This window comes from Massilia sp. UYP34 (assembly GCF_056279385.1).
In genome coordinates, this window is record NZ_JBWBRF010000008.1 from 205,455 (window position 1) to 224,162 (window position 18,708).

General features: G+C 64.6%; 17 protein-coding genes. 9 read left to right on the plus strand and 8 right to left on the minus strand.

What is annotated here, in order from left to right:
- The first annotated feature begins 21 nt into the window (after positions 1–21).
- Positions 22–969, plus strand: a complete 948-nt coding sequence (locus ACZ9AQ_RS14945) for a hydrogen peroxide-inducible genes activator (RefSeq protein WP_429203966.1) — start codon at positions 22–24, stop codon at positions 967–969.
- Here the strand turns inward: ACZ9AQ_RS14945 and ACZ9AQ_RS14950 are convergent.
- The 3 genes from ACZ9AQ_RS14950 to ACZ9AQ_RS14960 form a co-directional block, all read right to left on the minus strand.
- Entirely contained in the window at positions 947–2,620 is a 1,674-nt protein-coding gene (locus ACZ9AQ_RS14950; RefSeq protein ID WP_429203964.1) for a mechanosensitive ion channel family protein, read from the minus strand. The two genes, ACZ9AQ_RS14945 and ACZ9AQ_RS14950, sit on opposite strands and share 23 nt — an antisense overlap.
- 244 nt (positions 2,621–2,864) lie before the next feature.
- Positions 2,865–3,437, minus strand: a complete 573-nt coding sequence (locus tag ACZ9AQ_RS14955; RefSeq protein ID WP_429203963.1) for a PEP-CTERM sorting domain-containing protein — start codon at positions 3,435–3,437, stop codon at positions 2,865–2,867.
- Positions 3,438–3,478: 41 nt separating this feature from the next.
- Entirely contained in the window at positions 3,479–4,981 is a 1,503-nt protein-coding gene (locus ACZ9AQ_RS14960; RefSeq protein WP_429203962.1) for a PhoX family protein, read from the minus strand.
- A 303-nt stretch (positions 4,982–5,284) separates the two neighbouring features.
- Between ACZ9AQ_RS14960 and ubiA the strand changes: the two genes are divergently transcribed.
- From ubiA to ACZ9AQ_RS14985, 5 genes are all read left to right on the plus strand, one after another.
- Positions 5,285–6,139: a 4-hydroxybenzoate octaprenyltransferase gene (gene ubiA / locus ACZ9AQ_RS14965; RefSeq protein WP_429203961.1), complete on the plus strand. Its 855-nt coding sequence runs from the start codon at positions 5,285–5,287 to the stop codon at positions 6,137–6,139.
- Between the two features lie 41 nt (positions 6,140–6,180).
- On the plus strand, positions 6,181–6,504 hold the full coding sequence (locus tag ACZ9AQ_RS14970; RefSeq protein WP_429203960.1) for an ElaB/YgaM/YqjD family protein: 324 nt from the start codon (positions 6,181–6,183) through the stop codon (positions 6,502–6,504).
- A gap of 14 nt (positions 6,505–6,518) precedes the next feature.
- On the plus strand, positions 6,519–6,899 hold the full coding sequence (locus ACZ9AQ_RS14975; RefSeq protein WP_429203959.1) for a phage holin family protein: 381 nt from the start codon (positions 6,519–6,521) through the stop codon (positions 6,897–6,899).
- Positions 6,886–7,185, plus strand: coding sequence for a hypothetical protein (locus ACZ9AQ_RS14980; RefSeq protein ID WP_429203958.1), 300 nt, complete (start codon positions 6,886–6,888; stop codon positions 7,183–7,185). Before ACZ9AQ_RS14975 ends, ACZ9AQ_RS14980 begins: the two co-directional genes overlap by 14 nt.
- 515 nt (positions 7,186–7,700) lie before the next feature.
- Positions 7,701–8,099 carry an energy transducer TonB gene (locus tag ACZ9AQ_RS14985; RefSeq protein ID WP_476108141.1) on the plus strand — a complete coding sequence of 133 codons (399 nt, stop codon included), beginning with the start codon at positions 7,701–7,703 and terminating at the stop codon, positions 8,097–8,099.
- Between the two features lie 66 nt (positions 8,100–8,165).
- On the opposite strand, the gene proC is transcribed toward ACZ9AQ_RS14985, so the two are convergent.
- Entirely contained in the window at positions 8,166–8,978 is an 813-nt protein-coding gene (gene proC, locus ACZ9AQ_RS14990; protein WP_429203955.1) for a pyrroline-5-carboxylate reductase, read from the minus strand.
- Between the two features lie 12 nt (positions 8,979–8,990).
- Entirely contained in the window at positions 8,991–9,692 is a 702-nt protein-coding gene (locus tag ACZ9AQ_RS14995) for a YggS family pyridoxal phosphate-dependent enzyme (RefSeq protein ID WP_429203954.1), read from the minus strand.
- Positions 9,693–9,766: 74 nt separating this feature from the next.
- On the opposite strand from ACZ9AQ_RS14995, the gene ACZ9AQ_RS15000 reads away from it, so the two are divergent.
- Positions 9,767–10,810 carry a type IV pilus twitching motility protein PilT gene (locus ACZ9AQ_RS15000; protein WP_429203952.1) on the plus strand — a complete coding sequence of 348 codons (1,044 nt, stop codon included), beginning with the start codon at positions 9,767–9,769 and terminating at the stop codon, positions 10,808–10,810.
- Between the two features lie 11 nt (positions 10,811–10,821).
- On the plus strand, positions 10,822–11,958 hold the full coding sequence (locus ACZ9AQ_RS15005; protein ID WP_429203951.1) for a PilT/PilU family type 4a pilus ATPase: 1,137 nt from the start codon (positions 10,822–10,824) through the stop codon (positions 11,956–11,958).
- Positions 11,959–12,175: 217 nt separating this feature from the next.
- Here ACZ9AQ_RS15005 and ACZ9AQ_RS15010 read toward each other — a convergent pair whose 3' ends face one another.
- On the minus strand, positions 12,176–14,377 hold the full coding sequence (locus ACZ9AQ_RS15010) for a TonB-dependent receptor plug domain-containing protein (protein WP_476108144.1): 2,202 nt from the start codon (positions 14,375–14,377) through the stop codon (positions 12,176–12,178).
- A 113-nt stretch (positions 14,378–14,490) separates the two neighbouring features.
- Positions 14,491–16,755, minus strand: a complete 2,265-nt coding sequence (locus ACZ9AQ_RS15015) for a TonB-dependent receptor domain-containing protein (RefSeq protein WP_429203949.1) — start codon at positions 16,753–16,755, stop codon at positions 14,491–14,493.
- 187 nt (positions 16,756–16,942) lie between these two features.
- On the opposite strand from ACZ9AQ_RS15015, the gene ACZ9AQ_RS15020 reads away from it, so the two are divergent.
- Entirely contained in the window at positions 16,943–17,425 is a 483-nt protein-coding gene (locus tag ACZ9AQ_RS15020; protein WP_429203948.1) for a glutathione peroxidase, read from the plus strand.
- A gap of 56 nt (positions 17,426–17,481) precedes the next feature.
- Here ACZ9AQ_RS15020 and ACZ9AQ_RS15025 read toward each other — a convergent pair whose 3' ends face one another.
- Positions 17,482–18,543 carry an SGNH hydrolase domain-containing protein gene (locus ACZ9AQ_RS15025; protein ID WP_429203947.1) on the minus strand — a complete coding sequence of 354 codons (1,062 nt, stop codon included), beginning with the start codon at positions 18,541–18,543 and terminating at the stop codon, positions 17,482–17,484.
- Positions 18,544–18,708 lie beyond the last annotated feature (165 nt).

Sequence of the window (18,708 nt, forward strand, 5' to 3'; positions counted from 1 at the left end):
TGCCTGTCCGAGACACCTAACATGACACTCACCGAGCTGAAATACATTGTCGCCGTTGCGCGCGCCAAACACTTCGGCCATGCCGCCGAGGCTTGCTTCGTGGCCCAGCCCACCCTGTCCGTCGCCATCAAGAAGCTCGAGGACGAACTGGGCGTGACCCTGTTCGAGCGTGGCGGCTCCGAAGTCTCCGTCACGCCGCTGGGCGCCCAGATCGTGGCCCAGGCCGAGCGGGTGCTGGAACAGACCGCCGCCATCAAGGAGCTGGCCAAGCAGAACAAGGATCCGCTGGCCGGCCCGCTGCGCCTGGGCGTGATCTACACCATCGGGCCCTACCTGCTGCCGCCCCTGGTGAAGAACCTGATCGACACCGTGCCGCAGATGCCGCTGGTGCTGCAGGAGAACTACACGCACAAGCTGCTCGAACTGCTGCGCCAGGGTGAGCTGGACGCCGCCATCATGGCGCTGCCGCTGCCCGACCATGGCATGTCGGTGCAGCCGCTGTACGACGAGCCCTTCGTCGTGGCCATGCCGCGCAACCACCCGTGGGCCGGCCGCAAGGAAATCTCGGCCGAAGACCTCAAGAGCGAAACCATGCTGCTGCTGGGCGCAGGCCACTGCTTCCGCGACCAGGTGCTCGAAGTGTGCCCGGAGATGGCGCGCTTCTCGGCGCCAGCGGCGGGCAACGGCATGCAGCGCACCTTCGAAGGCTCGTCGCTCGAGACGATCCGCCACATGGTCGCCAGCGGCATCGGCATCACCGTGCTGCCGCGCGCCTCGGTGGTCGACATGGCCGACCCCAACGGCCTGCTGGCCTACGTGCCCTTTTTGCCGCCGGCGCCGTCACGGCGCGTGGTGATCGCCTGGCGCAAGAGCTTCACCCGCCGCGCCGCGATCGATGCGGTGGTGCGCGCGGTGGGCGAATGCCACCTGCCCGGCGTCGACATGGTCACGCTCGAGGCGGCGGCGTAACTTTACCGAGCACCACCAGCTCGGCCTCGGCCTCCTTGTCGTGGCCGAGCAGCTGCTCCCTGGCCTCGGCCAGCTGCTCGGGCGAGAACACGATCTTCTGGGTCGGGAAGGCGAGGCTGATGCCGGCCGCTTCGAGCCGCTCGTAGATGGTCAGCAGCAGGTTTTCGCGAATGATGACCTGGGTGTCGAATTCGCGCACGTCGATGTACGAGAACACGTCGATGTTGAACGCGCGGTCGTTGATGCTGCCCAGGCGGGCCCGGTGTCCCTCGGCCATGTTCTTTTGTTCGGTCAGCACCTGCTGGACGATCGAAATCGCTTCCCTGAGCTTGGCGGACGACGTCTCGGGCCCCACCGCGATGGTCGGGTTGAACAGAAAGCGGTCGCGCGCCGCGAAGTTCTCGATCTGGCGCGCCGACAGGTCGCCGTTGGGGATAGTGACGATGGTGCGCTCGCCGGTGCGGATGCGGGTCGAGCGGATGCCCACGTCCTCCACGGTGCCCACCACGTCGCCCACCTTGATGAAGTCGCCCACCTGCAGCGGCTTGTCGGCGATCACGGTGACGCTGCCGACCAGGTTTTCCACCGTCTTCTGGGCGCCCAGCGCCAGCGCGATACCGCCGATGCCCAGCGCCGCGATCCCGGTCGTGACGTCGATGCCGAAGGTGCCGAGGATGGCGATGCCCGAGAACGCCAGCAGCAGGATCTTGGCGGCGCGGCGCGCCAGCGTGATGACGGCCACCACCTGGCGCCGCTGGCTGCGCTGCATGCGCGCGGTGGCCAGCTCGGCGACCGCATCGATCAGGCGCAGGCCGAACCACACCAGCGCGATGACCGAGACGATGCCGGTGTAGCGCAGCAGGGTCGTGCGCGCGACGATCGACACCGGCAGCCGTTCGGCCCAGCTGTAGAACAGGCCGACCGCGATCAGGAGGCTGGCCGGCGGCAGCGCCGCCTCCATGAAGCGCACCAGGCCGTTAGCCGCGGCATCGGCCACCAGCCTGCGCATGGCGGCGACGATCAGCGCCGCCACCGTCCACAGGCCGCCAAAGATCAGGATACCGAGCCCGATCAGCATCGCCCAGTCCTCGAGCGGCGCACCGGCGATGACGAATCTGCTCTTGTCGGGCTCCTGCGCCACCGGCGCCTGGCGCGCCGCCTGCGCGACCTGGTCGATCGTCTCGCGCGACACGCGCCAGACCTGGTGCTCGCCTTCCTCGCCACGGGTCAGCAGGATCGGCACCTTCTTGTCCCCGATGGTCAGGATGCCGACGTTTTCCTGCTCGCCCGGCAGGTCGTCGTCGATCTTGCCGATGGCCTCGTTTGACAGCGCGACGAACGGCGACAGCGAACCGCCGTCGTCCAGCAGCGCGTGGAAGTTGCGCGCCTGGGTGATCGCGTTGGTGCGCTGGCGGTTGCTGCCGGCCGGCATGTCGAGGTACTGGGCGGCGCGATCGTAGTCGGGCTCGGCGAGGGCGGAAATCAGGCCCGACACCATCGAGCGCGGCGTCTCGCGCTTGAGCGGATCGGGAACGACCTCCTGGGCGGGCGGCGCTTCGTCCGCCTGGCCGGCGGCGAAAGCGATCGGCGACAGCGGCGCCGCCAGGGCGATCAGGAGCAGTAGTAGTAAACAGCGGAAATGAAGACGCATAAGCGAGTCGACTCCTTTGACTGGGCATCCGGCTGATGCGGTGCAAAATGTATATGCAGAAAATGCAAACGGACACTCATGTCCGTCAGCAAAGTCTAGCATCCAGCCGGGCCTGCCCCCACACTATTGCCAGCCTTCTACGCTCGCTTCTACGCTGATTTCACGCGTAATCCCGCCCAATGCGCGGCAACCGCCCGGTTGTCGGCCATCTTCCTGGTCGCCTGGGCCGTCGCCGGTCCGACGCTCAACCGCGCTTGCGGCGGCGCCCCAGCAGCAGGCCCGCCAGCAGCGGCAACACCATGGCCACGGTCGACGGTTCCGGCACCTGCGCCACGATCGAGAAGGTGTCGCCCGCCGCCAGGCCGCTGGTATCGAGCAGCCAGTCGCTGCGGCCATCCAGCAGGGTCGGATTGCCGAACAGCGTGTCGGCCGTTTCGCCATTGGCGAACTGGATGACGGCGACATCGCTCGAATAGCTGGCCTGGGCGCCCGAGAACGAGGACACGCTGCCAGGCGCCGCATAGCGGATGCCCTGCAGGCCGAAGGTGAACTGGTGCATGGACAGGCCCACCAGGTTGCGGATGATCGCGCTGAAGTTCAGCGGGCCGGCCAGGTCGGATTCTTCCAGCACGAAGTTGAGCGTGGTGGTGCTGAAATCGCGCAGGTCGAGGTCGAACGACACGACGCCGGCGTCGCTATAGTCGGTCACGAGATTGGCGCCGCTGCTGCTCGTCAAGACGACGGCGCCGGCGGCGTGCGGGAAGGCCAGCGCGCCCAGGGCGATGGCGGCGGCGGCGACGAATTTGTTCATGTTCATGTTCGTTTTCCTTTATAAAAAAGTGGAGGTAAAGGTGGCGTTTACAGCGGGCCCCTGGCCCACGGGCCCGAGATCGCGAAGGTCACGCCCGGGGTCTGGATGTTCACGAACAGGTAGCGGCCGGTCGGGTCGAAGCAGGCGCCGGCGAATTCGTTGCCGCGCCGGTCGCCGGCGAGCGAAGGCAGCTTGCCGGCGCCCTGCAGTTGGGCCGCCGTCAGGTTGATGTTGTTCTTGGCGAAGATGTAGGCGTCGCCGGCGCCCGTCAGGCCCATCAGGCGCTGGCCGTAGCCGAAGTGGTCGGTGATGGCGCTCGACGCGTCTTCGCAGATCAGGATCGCGTTGCGCGGGCTGACCGTCAGGTTGTCGCCCATATTGCCCACCAGCTGGCTCGGGCTCGAATAGATGCACCTGAGGGTCTGGTGCGCCAGGTCGAGTTCCCAGATCGCGCCGCGGTTGACGTGGCCGCCCGAGGTGTCCATCACGTACATCTTGCCCTGGGCATACCAGATGCCTTCGCCGCGGTTCATGCGCAGCGCGCCTTTCGTCCAGCCCTGCACGAAGGGGCCGGCGGCGCCGTTGATGGTTTCGCCATCCGGGCCGGTGCCGTTGCCGCGGTTGGCGTCCGGATTGGCGATCGGCACCCACTCCAGCGCATAGGTGTCGTCGACCGACGCCACCGCCAGGTTGACGTTGTTGCGGCCCTTGACCTTGGCCATTTCGAGCACGCCGCCCATGGCCAGCGAACCGGGCGCGCCGGTCTTGACGTCGGGGACGTAGCGGTAGAAGCCCGACTTGCCCGAGGAATCCTCGGTCAGGTAGACGTTGCAGTTGCTCGGATCGACGGCGGCGGCTTCGTGCGCGAAGCGGCCCATATTGACGATCGGCTGGCCGCTGACCTGCTGCGGATCGGCCGTGACCTCGAACACGTAGCCGTGCTTCTTGCCGCCGGCGCTGACCGCGTCCGAACCTATCTCCTCGCAGGTCAGCCAGGTGCCCCAGGGGGTGATGCCGCCGGCGCAGTTCTGCTGGGTGCCGCCCAGGCTTGGGGTCATGCTGACCCAGTCGCCGTCGCGAAACACCAGGTTGGTGGTGCCGCCGCAGGAACGGTTGGCCGAGCTGCCGCTCACATTGCCGGTGTCGTACAGGCCATAGGCATTGATGAAATTGACAGCGGCGCTGCCGCTGATTTCATGATTGCGCACCAACACCTGCTCGGTGCCGCGGCCAGCCTTGCGCGTGACGATCACGCCCATGCCGTCATGGCCGCCCGGGCAGGGATGGCCGTCGCTCATGGGGTCGCCGCGCCAGCCATAGCTCTTGTAGCTGAAGCCCGGCGGCAGTTGCAGCAGTGGCAGGCCGGTGGCCAGGTCGTTGACCGGGGCGATCGGGCCGTAAGGGCTGTCGACCAGGGCGGTCGCGCCATTGGCCGCAAGCGCCTCGCGGGCGTGCAGCGCGGCGAAGGCGCCGACGAAAGGCAGCGCGGAGGCGCCGGCCATGCCCTTGAGCAGGTTGCGCCGCGAAGGCGACATAGCGTGTTCGTTCATTGAGAAGCTCCACAGAGTAGGATCGAGCCGGTGGCCCGGCGTCTGGTGTCTTGGCAGCGCCCATGCATCGGGGGCCGTTCCTACCACCCCCGGTAGGACTGATGCATTAAAACAAACAAACATGTCAGATTGATGACGACAGAAAGACAACCAACGGGTGTCCCGCACGCGATGCATGCACAGCGCTTTCAAGCACGATAAATGCGTCCGTATGGACTGGATCGAACGGGCGGCACCCGTCTAAACCGGCTAGAATCGCTGTCTTCTGCTCAACAATTCTTGCTTGGCAAGACGCGACTCCCCATGAACAAGCTGGCGCTCTACTTCCGCCTGGTGCGGGCCGACAAGCCGATCGGCATCCTGCTGCTGCTGTGGCCGACCCTGTGGGCGCTGTGGATGGCGTCCGGCGGCGTGCCGGACCTGCAGGTGCTGGCGATCTTCGTCGTCGGCACGGCGCTGATGCGGTCAAGCGGCTGCGCCATCAACGACTACGCCGACCGCGACTTCGACCGCCACGTCAAGCGCACCGTCGACCGCCCGCTCACCAGCGGCAAGATCAGCGGCAAGGAAGCGGTGATGGTGGCGGCGGTGCTGGCCATCGTGTCGTTCCTGTTGATCCTGCCGCTGAATGCGCTGACCAAGCAGCTGTCGGTGGTGGCGGTGGTGGTGGCCGGCACCTATCCCTATTTCAAGCGCTTCTTCGCGATTCCCCAGGCCTATCTCGGCATCGCCTTCGGCTTCGGCATCCCGATGGCCTTCGCCGCCGTGCAGAACCAGGTGCCGGCCGTGGCCTGGTGGCTGCTGGTGGCCAACGTGTTCTGGGCCGTGGCCTACGACACCGCCTACGCCATGGTCGACCGCGACGACGACCTTCGGCTCGGCATGCGCACCTCGGCGATCACCTTCGGGCGCTTCGACGTGGCCGCGATCATGCTGTGCTACGGCGCCTCGCTGGCGATCCTGCTGCTGTGCGGCTGGTCGCTGGGCCTGCGCTGGTGGTTCGTGGCCGGGGTGGCGGTGGCGGGCTGCATCGCGCTCTACCACTACACCCTGATCCGCGATCGCGACCGCATGAAGTGCTTCAAGGCGTTCCGCCACAACAACTGGCTGGGGGCCGCACTGTTCATTGGTGTCGCGCTCGACTATGCATTAGGTTAATATTGTCCAAAATGCATTCACCCACCACACACAAGAGGCCCATGATGATCGAAAAAATCCCGACCCAGACCGGCACCCGCGACCAACTGGTCAGCGACCTGAAGACCGTGATCCACGACGCTGAATCCTGGCTGCGCAACGGCGGCCAGCTGACCGGCGATGAGCTGAAGGCCGCCAAGGTCAAGTTCGAGCAGACCCTGTCGTCCGCCAAGACCAGCCTGATCCATGCCGAAGAAACCGTGGTCGAGCGCACCAAGGTCGCCGCCAAGGCCACCGACGAATACGTCAAGGACAATCCATGGAAGTCGGTCGGCCTGGGCGCCGCCATCGGCGTCGTGATCGGCATGCTGATCGCGCGTAAATAAGACGAAGGACGACGATGACGATTTCCGCGACCATCGGAAGGATAGGATCCAACCTGCTCGCCATGGTGCGGACCAGGTTGGAACTGGCAGCCATCGAGCTGCAGGAAGAGACGCACCGGCTGATCGGCTATCTGGCCTGGGGCGTTGCGGCCGCCTTTTTCGCGGTGGTCGCGGTATTGCTGGCGATCCTGTTCGTGCTGGTCCTGTTCTGGGATACCCATCGCCTGCTGGCGATCGGCGTCATGACGGGGCTGTTCGCCCTGGCCGGCCTGCTGGCCTTCTTCAAGGTGCGCGGCGACCTGACAACCCGTCCGCCGCTCATGGCCGCCACGCTGGCCGAACTGCGCAAGGATGCGCAAGCCGTCAAAGGAGAGCCGAACAATGAGCAGCAATGAGACCCTGGCGGCGCGCCGCCGCCTGCTCGCCGCCCAGTGCGCAGAACAGCGCGCGCAGATGGCGCACGACGTGGCGCTGCTGCGCCATCCGGCCGAACTGGGCGGCGCCCCCGGCTACGTGGCGCAGCACAAGACCGCCGTCCTGGCCGCCGCCGGCCTGGGATTGGGCTTTTTGATCACCAAGCCGAAGTGGGTCGTCGGCGCGGTGACCGGCGCCCTGTCCGCCTACAAGCTGGCGCAGAAGGTATTACCGGTGCTGGGCTGGCGCAAGTTCGAAGTGCACTGAGCATGCGCTGAACGTCCCCTCCCCGTCGCGGTCCAAACGGACAGGCGATACGGCTGGGGGACGTCATGTACACGCCCATCCTGCGGCTCACGCTGCCGCTTACTTTTCCATTGGTCCCTGGACTGCTGGCGGCAACGCCCGCGCATGCGTTTCAGTCCGACCAGCCACTCGTCGCGCGCCTCGCCGGCCAGTATCGCGTGGGACGCCCATAGCATCGAAGCGCTCGACGGCGCGCCCGGCGCATTGGCGATGCGGGGACAGCTGACGGGCTTTTATCACTCATAGTAGATTATCTCCTTGCCCATAGCTGATAGCCCAAAGGCAGGCGCCACGTATTCATGTTCGCGCGACCTGACCGTGATCATGGTTGTTCCACGACTGGAGCCCCGAGGGGTGTGTTGCTTGTTGCGCATTCACAGGACCACTTGCCTGCCTCCCAAGTAAATTGGCGGTGCATACTAAACCCAAGAACACTCATGCTCTGCGGAAGCAGTCCTACTTGCGACGAAAGCAATATGACCATACACCGTATCCATCTGATTGCCGGCAGTGCGTTCGCTGCATTCTTGTCTTGTGCATCTGCAACAGCGCAATCACTGTACAGTCTGGATCGTATCCCGCCGGTTACGCGGCCAGGACCGGGCGATAAACATTGCGCCAAGCCCGTTTACCCTAAATCCTCTTTACGCTACGAAGAGCAAGGAACGGTTACCGTTTCATATCTTGTGGACGTAGACGGGGCAATTCTGGATAGTCGGATAGTTAAATCTTCTGGCTATCGTGCACTTGACAAGGAAGCGTTTTATAGCCTAGCGAAATGCCAATTCAGATTGCCAATGGGTGTGACCGAGCCACAATGGACATATGTGCAGTATGTATGGTCGATTCAGGATCGCCCGCTTAGCAGCCAATAATTAAGCCGCATCCAGTCATTTGGAATAACATGCCATAGGTACTTCTTCGATTTTGTCTACACCCTCTCAGTCACGGCCCAACTCTTCACCCAGCTCGCGTCCACGCGCCGCGGCCGCCTTCATCGCCGCGACGATGGCCTCCTTGACCCCTGCCGCTTCCATGCTGGTGATCGCCGCATGCGTGGTGCCGCCCTTCGAGGTCACGCGCTGGCGCAGCACCTCGACCGGCTCGTCCGACTGCGCCGCGAGCTGCGCCGCGCCGGTGAAGGTGGCCAGCGCCAGCTCCCTGCCCTGCTCCGCGTTCAAGCCCATTTGCAGGGCCGCCTCCTGCATCGCTTCGAGGAAGAAGAACACATAGGCCGGACCGCTGCCCGACACCGCCGTCACCGGATCGATCAGCGCCTCGTCATCGAGCCACACGGTCTTGCCGACCGCGCGCATCACCGTGTCGGCCTGCGCGCGCTGGGCCTGGCTCACGCCCGGCTGCGCCGCGAGGCCGGTCACGCCCATGCCGATCAGCGCCGGCGTGTTCGGCATCGTGCGCACGATCGCGTCGTAGCCGCCGAGCCAGCGCGACAGGTCGCGGCTGGGGATGCCTGCGGCGATCGACAGCACCAGTTGGCGGTGCAGGTGCGGCGCCAGCTCGGCCGCGACCTCGCGCATCTGCTGCGGCTTGACCGCCAGCACCACGACTTCGCTGTCATGGACCTGCGCGTCGATCGCCGTCGCGGTGCGCACGCCATACTGCTGCGACAGGCGTTCCAGCGCTTCCGGGTTGCGGTCGACGACGTGGATGTTCGCGCCCGAGCCGACCTGGCGGACGATGCCCGAGATGAGCGCGGCGGCCATATTGCCACCGCCGATGAACGTGATCTTCATGTGTTTTTCCTGTTATTCGTAGTTGCGTGCGCCAAAGATGGCGCTGCCGATGCGCACGATGGTCGCGCCTTCCGCGATGGCAGCGGCCATGTCGCCCGACATGCCCATCGACAGCGTATCGAGCGGCAGGCCGTCGGCGCGCAGCGCGTCGTGCAGCTTGCGCAGGCGGGCAAAGGCGGCGCGCTGCTGCCCGGGTTCGGTCGCGCGTTCGGGAATCGCCATCAGGCCGCGCAGGCGCAGGTTCGGCAGTTGCGCCACGGCGCGCGCCAGTTCAGGCAACTCGGATTCAAGCGCGCCGCTCTTGCTGGCCTCGCCGCTGATGTTCACCTGCAGGCAGATGTTCAACGGGCCGAGTTCGGGCGGGCGCTGCTCGGACAGGCGCTGGGCGATCTTGAGGCGCTCGACCGTGTGCACCCAGTGAAAATTGGCCGCGATCGGGCGCGTCTTGTTGCTCTGGATCGGGCCGATGAAATGCCATTCGACCGGCGCATCGGGTTGCGCCTGCGCGACGTTCGCGATCTTGTCGAGCGCTTCTTGCAAATAATTTTCGCCGAACGCACGTTGTCCGGACGCCATCGCATCCAGCACGGCTTGTGCGGGGAACGTCTTGGAGACAGCAAGTAATTGCACCTCGTCCCGGGCGCGACCGGCGGCCTGCACTGCCTCCCCGATTGTCGCTTCGACAGCTTGCAAGTTGGCGGCGATTGTGGACATAATGATTTTCTATAGGAAATATTTTTCGAGCGGCGGTGATGACAAAGGCGCACCTCGAGCCACAGGGATTATAAATGGACATTTCGGAATTACTCGCCTTCTCGGTCAAGAACAAGGCGTCGGACCTGCACCTGTCGGCCGGCCTGCCACCGATGATCCGCGTGCATGGCGACGTGCGCCGCATTAACCTGCCGCCGCTCGAGCACAAGGACGTGCACGGCATGATCTATGACATCATGAACGACGGCCAGCGCAAGCAGTACGAAGAAGTGCTCGAGTGCGACTTCTCGTTCGCGATCCCCGGCCTCGCGCGCTTCCGCGTGAACGCCTTCAACCAGGAACGCGGCGCGTCGGCCGTGCTGCGTACGATTCCCTCCAAGATCCTGAGCCTGGAAGAACTGAACGCGCCCAGGATCTTCGCCGACCTGGCGATGAAGCCGCGCGGCCTGGTGCTGGTGACCGGCCCCACCGGCTCCGGTAAATCGACCACGCTGGCGGCGATGGTGAACCACCTGAACGAGAACGAGTACGGCCACATCCTCACCATCGAAGACCCGATCGAGTTCGTGCACGATTCCAAGAAGTGCCTGATCAACCAGCGCGAAGTCGGCCCGCACACGCTGTCGTTCAACAACGCGCTGCGCTCGGCGCTGCGCGAAGACCCGGACGCGATCCTGGTCGGCGAATTGCGCGACCTGGAGACCATCCGCCTGGCGCTGTCGGCGGCCGAGACGGGCCACCTGGTGTTCGGCACCCTGCACACTTCGTCGGCCGCCAAGACCATCGACCGTATCGTCGACGTGTTCCCGGCCGAAGAAAAGGAGATGGTGCGCGCGATGCTGTCCGAATCGCTGCAGGCCGTGATCTCGCAGACCCTGCTCAAGACCAAGGACGGGTCGGGCCGCGTGGCGGCGCACGAGATCATGATCGGCACCCCGGCGATCCGCAACCTGATCCGCGAAGCCAAGATCGCCCAGATGTATTCGGCCATCCAGACCGGCAGCAACGCCGGCATGCAGACGCTGGACCAGAACCTGACGGATCTGGTGCGCCGCAACGTGATCTCGACCGGCGCCGCGCGCGCCGCGGCCAAGATCCCGGAAAACTTCCTCGGCTAAGGACCATCCAGATGGAACGCGACCAGGCATCCAAGTTCATGTTCGACCTGCTGCGCCTGATGGTCGGCAAGGGCGGTTCGGACCTGTTCATCACGGCGGGCTTTCCGCCGGCGATCAAGATCGACGGGCGCATGACGCCGGTCTCGAACCAGGCGCTCACCGCCGGCCACACGGCCGACCTGGCGCGCGCGATCATGAACGACAAGCAGGCGGCCGGCTTCGAGCTCACGCGCGAGGCGAACTTTGCGATCATGCCGGGCGACCTGGGACGCTTTCGCGTCTCGGCCTTCATGCAGATGGGTTGCGTGGGCATGGTGCTGCGCGTGATCACCACCGCGATCCCGAAGTTCGAAGACCTCGACCTGCCCGCCACGCTCAAGGACGTCGTGATGACCAAGCGCGGCCTGGTGATCATGGTCGGCGCCACGGGCTCGGGCAAGTCGACCACGCTGGCGGCGATGGTCGGCTACCGCAACGAAAACAGCTACGGCCACATCATCACGGTCGAGGACCCGGTGGAATTCGTCCACCCGCACAGGAACTGCGTGATCACGCAGCGCGAAGTGGGCGTGGACACCGACAGCTTCGAGGCGGCGCTGAAGAATTCGCTGCGCCAGGCGCCGGATGTGATCCAGATCGGCGAGATCCGCGACCGCGAGACGATGGAGCACGCGATCGCCTTCGCCGAGACCGGCCACCTGTGCCTGGCCACGCTGCACGCCAACAGCGCCAACCAGGCGCTGGACCGCATCATCAACTTCTTCCCCGAAGAGCGCAGGCAGCAGTTGCTGATGGATTTGTCGCTGAACCTCAAGGGCCTGATCTCGCAGCGCCTGATTCCAAAGAAGGAAGCCAAGGGGCGCGTGGTGGCGATCGAGATCCTGCTGAACTCTCCCTTGATTTCGGACCTCATCTTCAAGGGCGAGGTGCACGAGATCAAGGAAATCATGAAGAAGTCGCGCGAGCTGGGCATGCAGACTTTTGATCAGGCCTTGTTCGACCTGTACGAGGCGGACAAGATCACGTATGAGGATGCGCTGCGCAATGCGGACTCCGTCAACGACCTGCGGCTGAACATCAAGCTCAATAGCAAGCACGCGAAAAATCGGGATTTTTCGAGTGGGACGGAGAAGTTGGGGTTGATCTGACTACCAGCATACTGCCACCGTATACTTCAACGTACCGCCACCATCTCTTTCCACCACCACCGCCTGCACGTCGTTCCCGCGCAGGCGGGAACCCAAGTGTGCATGCGTCGCCACCGATATTTGCTCTAGCGGCTGCGCTGCAAACTTAGGTTCCCGCCTTCGCGGGAACGACGTTTTGAGGCCGGCGGACGAATCATGCCGCCGTCGGTCAGCCAGCTTAAAACCGCGACTCCAGCGTCACCCGCGCCATCGTCTGCCCCTCACTGAAACTGGTCCTGCGCAGCGTCCCGAATTCATCGGTATAGCGTGAATCCGAGATGCCGTCCTGGCGCAGCAGGTTCGACGCCGCCAGGCGCAGCTGGTACTTCGGATTGAACTTCCACAACGCATACACGTCCAGGTCGCGCCGCACGCTCTGGTAGCGCGACTGCTCCAGATTGACGCGCACCGGGCCACCGTCCTTGAACGCGAAGCTGGCGCCGGTACTCAATTTGCCGTCGCGCGTCTTGTAGTCGATCCCGAGCGTCGCCGACAGCGGCACCTGCTGGTCCAGGCGGTTGTCCGGGCCCGGCACCGCGTCGACCTCGGACCAGTTGCGCGACACGCTCGCGCGCAGGTCGATCTCGGGCACCGATGTCAGCAAATTCGACAACACCGCCGACAGCGGAAACTTCGCTTCCAGCTCCAGGCTGCGCGTGAGCGCGTCGCCGTCGTTGACCGGGGTCTGGATCCAGCGCCCGTCCTCCAGGATCAGGCCCTGGCGCGTATAGTCCTCGATGCGGCGCACCGACACGCTGGCGCTGAGCAGCGCCTTCTCGGCCCACCAGTGCTCGTAGGCGGCGTCGATGCCGGTCGCCAGTTCCGGCTGCAGGTCGGGATTGCCGCGGTAATCGGGCTGGGTCTGGCTGTTGTTCGGCGTCGTGAAGCGACGCGGGATCAGGTTGCTCGCAGACGGCGCCTTGAAGGTGCGAGTCAGCGCCAGGCGCACCTGGTCGCGGCTGTCCGGGATCTTGTACAGGGTCTGGGCCAGCGGCGAGAACACGCTGGCGCGGTTGGTGCTGGTCTCGAACGTATTGCCCTCGCTGGTCGTCTCCAGCCCTTCCCAGCGCAGGCCGGCGTACATCGACCACTGCTTGCTGACGTTCCACTCGTCCTGGACGTACAGCGCCAGGCGCTTGATGGTGGCGTCATATTCCTCGTCCGTTGCGAGCTCGCGCCCCGCCAGCGGGAACACCTCGATTTCGCCGCGTTCGTCATCGCGCCGCGTGTAGCCGGCATCCCAGCCCATCGCCAGCGCGTGGTCTTTCATCCATGGCGTCGTGTACTTGCCGACCAAGGTCAGGCCGCGTTCATCGGTCGCGCTCAGGACGCTGGAATCGCGCGCCAGCCGAGCGAGGTTGTCATCGCGCTGGTAATCGAATTCGCGCCAGTCGCTGCGGTTGCGCATGCCGTTGACGCCGAGCTTGAGGTCGAGCTTCGCCCCCTCTTCCAGGTTGTGCACCCAGTTCACGTCCGTGCGCAGCATCGCGTGGTTGCCCTCGCTGTTCATGTCGCGCACGTCGTACGGCGGCGGCGCGCCAAGCTCGGTCGTGGTCACGGCATCGCCCTGGTAATCGTTGCGGTTGTACGAGACCATCGTCTGCCAGCTGACCGTGTCGCCGTTCTCGAGCGTCCAGTTCAGGCGCGGCGTGAGGTTCAAGCCCCGCGGGCTGCCGCTGTCGGTCTGCTCGGTGCGGCGCAGCTGCGTCAGCCGGCCCTGCGGGTCAAGCTGCGTTTCTTCGTACGGTTGCGGGCGGTCGAAGTTGTAGCGCCAGACGCTGGCGCCGATCGAATACGACAGGGCGTCGAGACGGTCCGACATGTTCAGGCTCGCGCTCGGGTTGCTCGCGTCCCCGCTCTTGCCGTAGCCGACCCGCAGTTCGCGCTGCGCCTTTCGCACCACCCGCTTGAGCACGATGTTGATGGTGCCGGCGATCGACTGGGTAGAAAATTCTGCGCTGGCCGCGCGCAGGATCTCGATCCGTTCGATGACGTCGGGCGAGAGCTGGTCGATGTCGAAGCCGGCCGGGGCCCGCTCGCCGTTGATCAGGATCTGCGTGTAGCCGCTGCCCAGGCCGCGCATGCGGATCTCGCCCGCCCCACGGCCGCCGCCGCCGCCAACGGTGATGCCGGGCAGGCGCTTGAAGACGTCGAGCACCGAGGTGTCGCCGTAGCGCTTGATCTCTTCGTTCGAGACCACGATGCGGCTGGCGGTGTCGTCGCGCCGCGGATCGTAGCTGTTGGCGTCGGCCTTGACCTCGACCTTCTGCATGGTATCCAGGCTGGCCGGCGGCGGGTCGGATGGCGGGCTGACTTGTGCGGCGGCGGGCAGTGCGAACAGTGACGAAATGGATAGCGCGATGAGCGTTGGTCTGAGCATCGAAGGCGGGACGGAGTGGACAAAAGTGCGGATATTCTGTCATAGCTCGCCCGCCTTGAACCGCCTTGCCCGAATTATTCATCCGGCATATCGCCAGTATTGACGGGCTATATTTACTGTGACCCCATGCCGCCGCCCGGCGGACCGAAGCCCCGCCCGCCCGGCCCACGCGGGCCGCGTCCGCCGCCGAAGGTGCCGAAGCGGTACGACAGGCCGACATAAACCAGGCGCCCGTCCTGGCGCCGAAGGCTGTACTCGCGCAGGCTGTCGGTCTCGGTGATCGACTCCGACTTCTGAGAATCGAACAGGTCGTTGACGTTGACGACCAGGCTCAGGGCCTGGCTCAGGTTATGCCGGTAATTCAGGTCCGCGGTGCGGGTCGGCTGGCGATAACCCTCGCCGAACAGCGTCTTGCCCTGGGCATTGAGCACCAGTTGCAGGCTGTTGGACGGGTTGAACTGGTAATTGAAGCGCGCGCGGCCGGCGATCGAGGTCGCGCTGCGCTTGTCGTCCTCCAGGCTGCCGAGCACCGACTGCTCCGAATAGCCGATATTGCCGCTGGCATTGATCGTCAGCTTGGACGTGGCGCGCCCGCTGAAGGTGAATTCCAGGCCGCCCGAGCGGCTGGCGCCCGCGTTTTCGCGCGTGGTCAAGAGCACGGTGTCCGAGATGAAGTAGCGGCGCTCCGAGATCAAATCGGTGTCGCGGCGCGCGTACAGGCGCACATTGGTCTCGACGTTGCCAAGCCTGGTCTCGACGCCCAGTTCGAGCGAATCCGACTCGCTGGGCATCAGCTCGGGATTGCCCGACGAGACGTTCGTTTCGTCGCGGTAGATCACGAAGGGATTCAAGTCCGCGGCGCCGGGACGGCGGATGCGGTGCGCGTAGCTCAGGCGCAGCGCCGTGCGCTCCGACAGGTCATAGGTGAGGAAGGCGCTGGGGATCGCTTCCAGGTAGTGGTTGCCGGCCTGGATCCCGGTCGTGACCTGGTCCATGTCGAGATCGGTGTATTCGGTGCGCAGGCCGCCCAGCACGCCCCATTTTTCGCCCAGGCGCATCTGCCAGGTGCCGTACAAGGCCAGCGTGGTGTCGACCAGCTCGAAGCGGTTGGTGCGAGATGCGTTCACGCTTTCGAACAGGGTGCCCGGATCGACGTCGAGGAAGCGGGTGTCGATCACGCTGCTGTTGCGGACCACCTTGTAGCCCAGCTTGAGCACGCCCGCTTCGCCCGGACGCTCGTAGTCGCCGGTGAAGTCGATGATGCGGGTCTCGTTGAGGTTGTCCTGGCGGGTCAGCGGATTGGACGAATTGATCGGCCGCACCGTGTAGTCGCTGGCGAAGCGGGCGTCGCCCTCGCCCCGGGTGCCGGACAGGCGCAGGTCGGTCTTGAAGATCTCGCCCGGACGCGTACCCTTGTGGTCGAGACTCGCGCTCAGGCTGTAGCTGCGGTTCTCGGTGTCGCGCACGGTCGAACGCAGGTAGTCGCTCTCGACCGCCCCGGATGCGTCGGTGCCGCGGTAGCGCTCGGACGACAGGCCTTCCTGACGGTTGGCGTTGACGCTGGCCTTGAGCGACACCACGTCCTTCTCGCCCAGGTTGTAGTTGAGGGAGCCGTTGAAACCGGCCGATTCGGTGTCGTTCTCGCTGGTCGAGCTCTGCATGCTGCTGGCCACGGCGCCGGTGGCCGGGTCGATGCGGTCGCGCGTCGTCTCGCCGGTCGAGCCGCGGCTGTCGCGGCGACCGAACAGCGCGCCCTGCACGCTCAGGCGTCCACCCGTGTAGCTGCCGAAGGTGGAGGCATTGAAGCGGCCCTCGGCGCCAGCATTGGCGTTGACCACGCCGAAGCTGCCCGGCGTGCGTTCACGCCGCATCACGAGGTTGATGATCGGCCCGCCGCCGCCTTCGTTGCCGAACTGCGCGCCGGGATTGTTGATCACTTCCACCGACTCGAGGTCGGCGGCTGGCAGCGCGCCCAGGGCGGCGGCGCGGTTCTCGCCCTGCATCATGGCGGATGGCTTGCCGTCGATGAGGATCTGCACATTGCTGCGGCCGCGCAGGGTCACGTTGCCGTCCGGGTCGACCGCGACCGACGGCACCTTGTTCAGGGTGTCGGCAATGGTGTCGTTGGTGGCGGCCGCATCGCTCTTGACGTCATAGGCCTGGCGGTCGATGCGGTTCGACGAGCGCACCGCGCTGACCGAGACCGTCGACTGGACCGGGACCTCGGCCTGCACCGGAGGAGCTTCCGGCGCCGGAGTCGTCGGCGCCGTGGCGACCGGCATGGGGGCGGCGGGCGGCTGCTGGGCCTGGGCAGGAGCGAGCAGCGTGCCCGCCACGATCGGCGCGAACAATACAACGGAAGAACGGTGACGTGGCATGACAACCCGGGATACTGGACAATTGAACGAGCGTAATTGTCGCACGCGATTTGCCCAAAATTCGTTAAGAAATGCTAAGACGAAATAAATGTCAGCGCGATGATGCATGCTTCGACATCGCGTCAATACGCGTGCGCGTGGCGCCGCCTTCGCGTAAACTCGGCGCTTCAACGACAAGGAGAACGCCATGAACGCCTACGATTTCAACGCCACCGCGCTCGACGGCCAGCCGGTCGACCTGGCCCGCTATCGCGGCAAGGCGCTCCTGATCGTCAATACCGCGAGCGCCTGCGGCTTCACCCCGCAATACCAGGGCCTGGAAGAACTGCAGCGCCACTACGCCGACCAGGGCCTGGTGGTGATGGGTTTTCCGTGCAACCAGTTCGGCCGCCAGGAACCGGGCAGCGAGGCCGAAATCGGGGCCTTCTGCGAAAAGAACTACGGCGTGACCTTCCCGATGTTTGCCAAGATCGACGTCAACGGCGACGACGCCCACCCGCTGTTCCGTTTCCTGAAGGGCGAGGCGCCGGGCGTGCTGGGTACCGAGGCGATCAAATGGAACTTCACCAAGTTCCTGGTCGACCGGAACGGCATGGTGGTCAAGCGCTACGCGCCGGCCACCAAGCCTGAAGAACTGAAGGGCGATATCGAGAAGCTGCTTGCGGCGTAGGACATTTCAGGATCCCGGGCCTGCGCACACCGACTTGGCATGGAAGGCCCCTATCCTTACCTGATCAAACCCGGTCTATCACTGTGGGTGTTGCGCGCAACCGGCGAGCTCAACTGGCGCATGACCTCTTTGGCCAATCGCTCTGAGCCGATATGCGAAACGTGATTCCTGTCGATGAACAGGGCGCGTCCACTGGCATCGTGCGATTCGCAAACGCTGTCACTACAGAACAACTCAAGCCCGTCCACTACCTTTGCATGCCGATGCGCCTCGATCAACAAGTCGGATTGGTTCATCGCGCTGGTCATACTGATCCGACTTACTTTCTGTACCATCGCCTTGTGGTCGCCATCGGTAGCAGCGTACCGTCGGATGGCATACTCCGCCACCAGATGCGGGAACATTGGCGTATCCCCGACGAACACAACGTGCTTGTCCGCCGCCTTGAAACGCTGCAGCGTGTCGATGATTCGTTGTTTGATTCGGGAAGAGGTCGGCGCATGCCCGTCAATGGCGAAGCTCTTGTTTGATGCCCCGTCCAACACTTTCGAAAATCTGCCGACCCAGACAACCGTTTGCAAAGCCTCCTGGCGCAGGAATTCTTCGACAAATTTGAGGTGGCGCTCTGCACTGCAACCGAATTCTGCTTTGGTATCGATGCGCTCGATGCCGGGTATTGGGATGCAGCCATCGCTCAGGACAGCGTAGTAGGCTTGCCCGGCCTGATGCAGTTCCTTGTTCAGGCCATACAAGAGCGCGCCGGCGTATGAGTCTCCCCACAGCACACCAACCGGCCGTTTTGAGGCATCCCCAATAATGCATACGCGCGGCCCCAGCGGTGACTGCAAAGCCGCCGCTCGACAGAATTTCTCGCCACTTCCCCGCTCCTGCTGGGTATCGAACGCATGCTCGACGCCATTCCATTTTTCCCGGCCGCGAAATCCGTCAGTCAGATCACCCGACATGCCGAAACACAGGAAAGCAGCCATGCCAACGCCAGAAAAGGCGAATATCTTCTGCCTGCTGAAGCGCTTCTTGTCCCGAAACGGCGCTTCCACGAACTTCCAACTCGCGTAACCAAGCCCCAGTGAGCATAGTCCCAGCAGCGTGAACGCCATCAGGCCAGGCTCATGCAGGCTCCGGTGTCGCGCCATTGCAAACAGAGGCTGGTGCCAGAGATACGCGCTATAAGGCCACCTCGAATAACCCGCTCTCGGCGTGAGCAGAGCCAGGCGAAACGTGAGTCCGCGCTCCAGCATCGCTCAGTAGCGTGATTTTCAAAG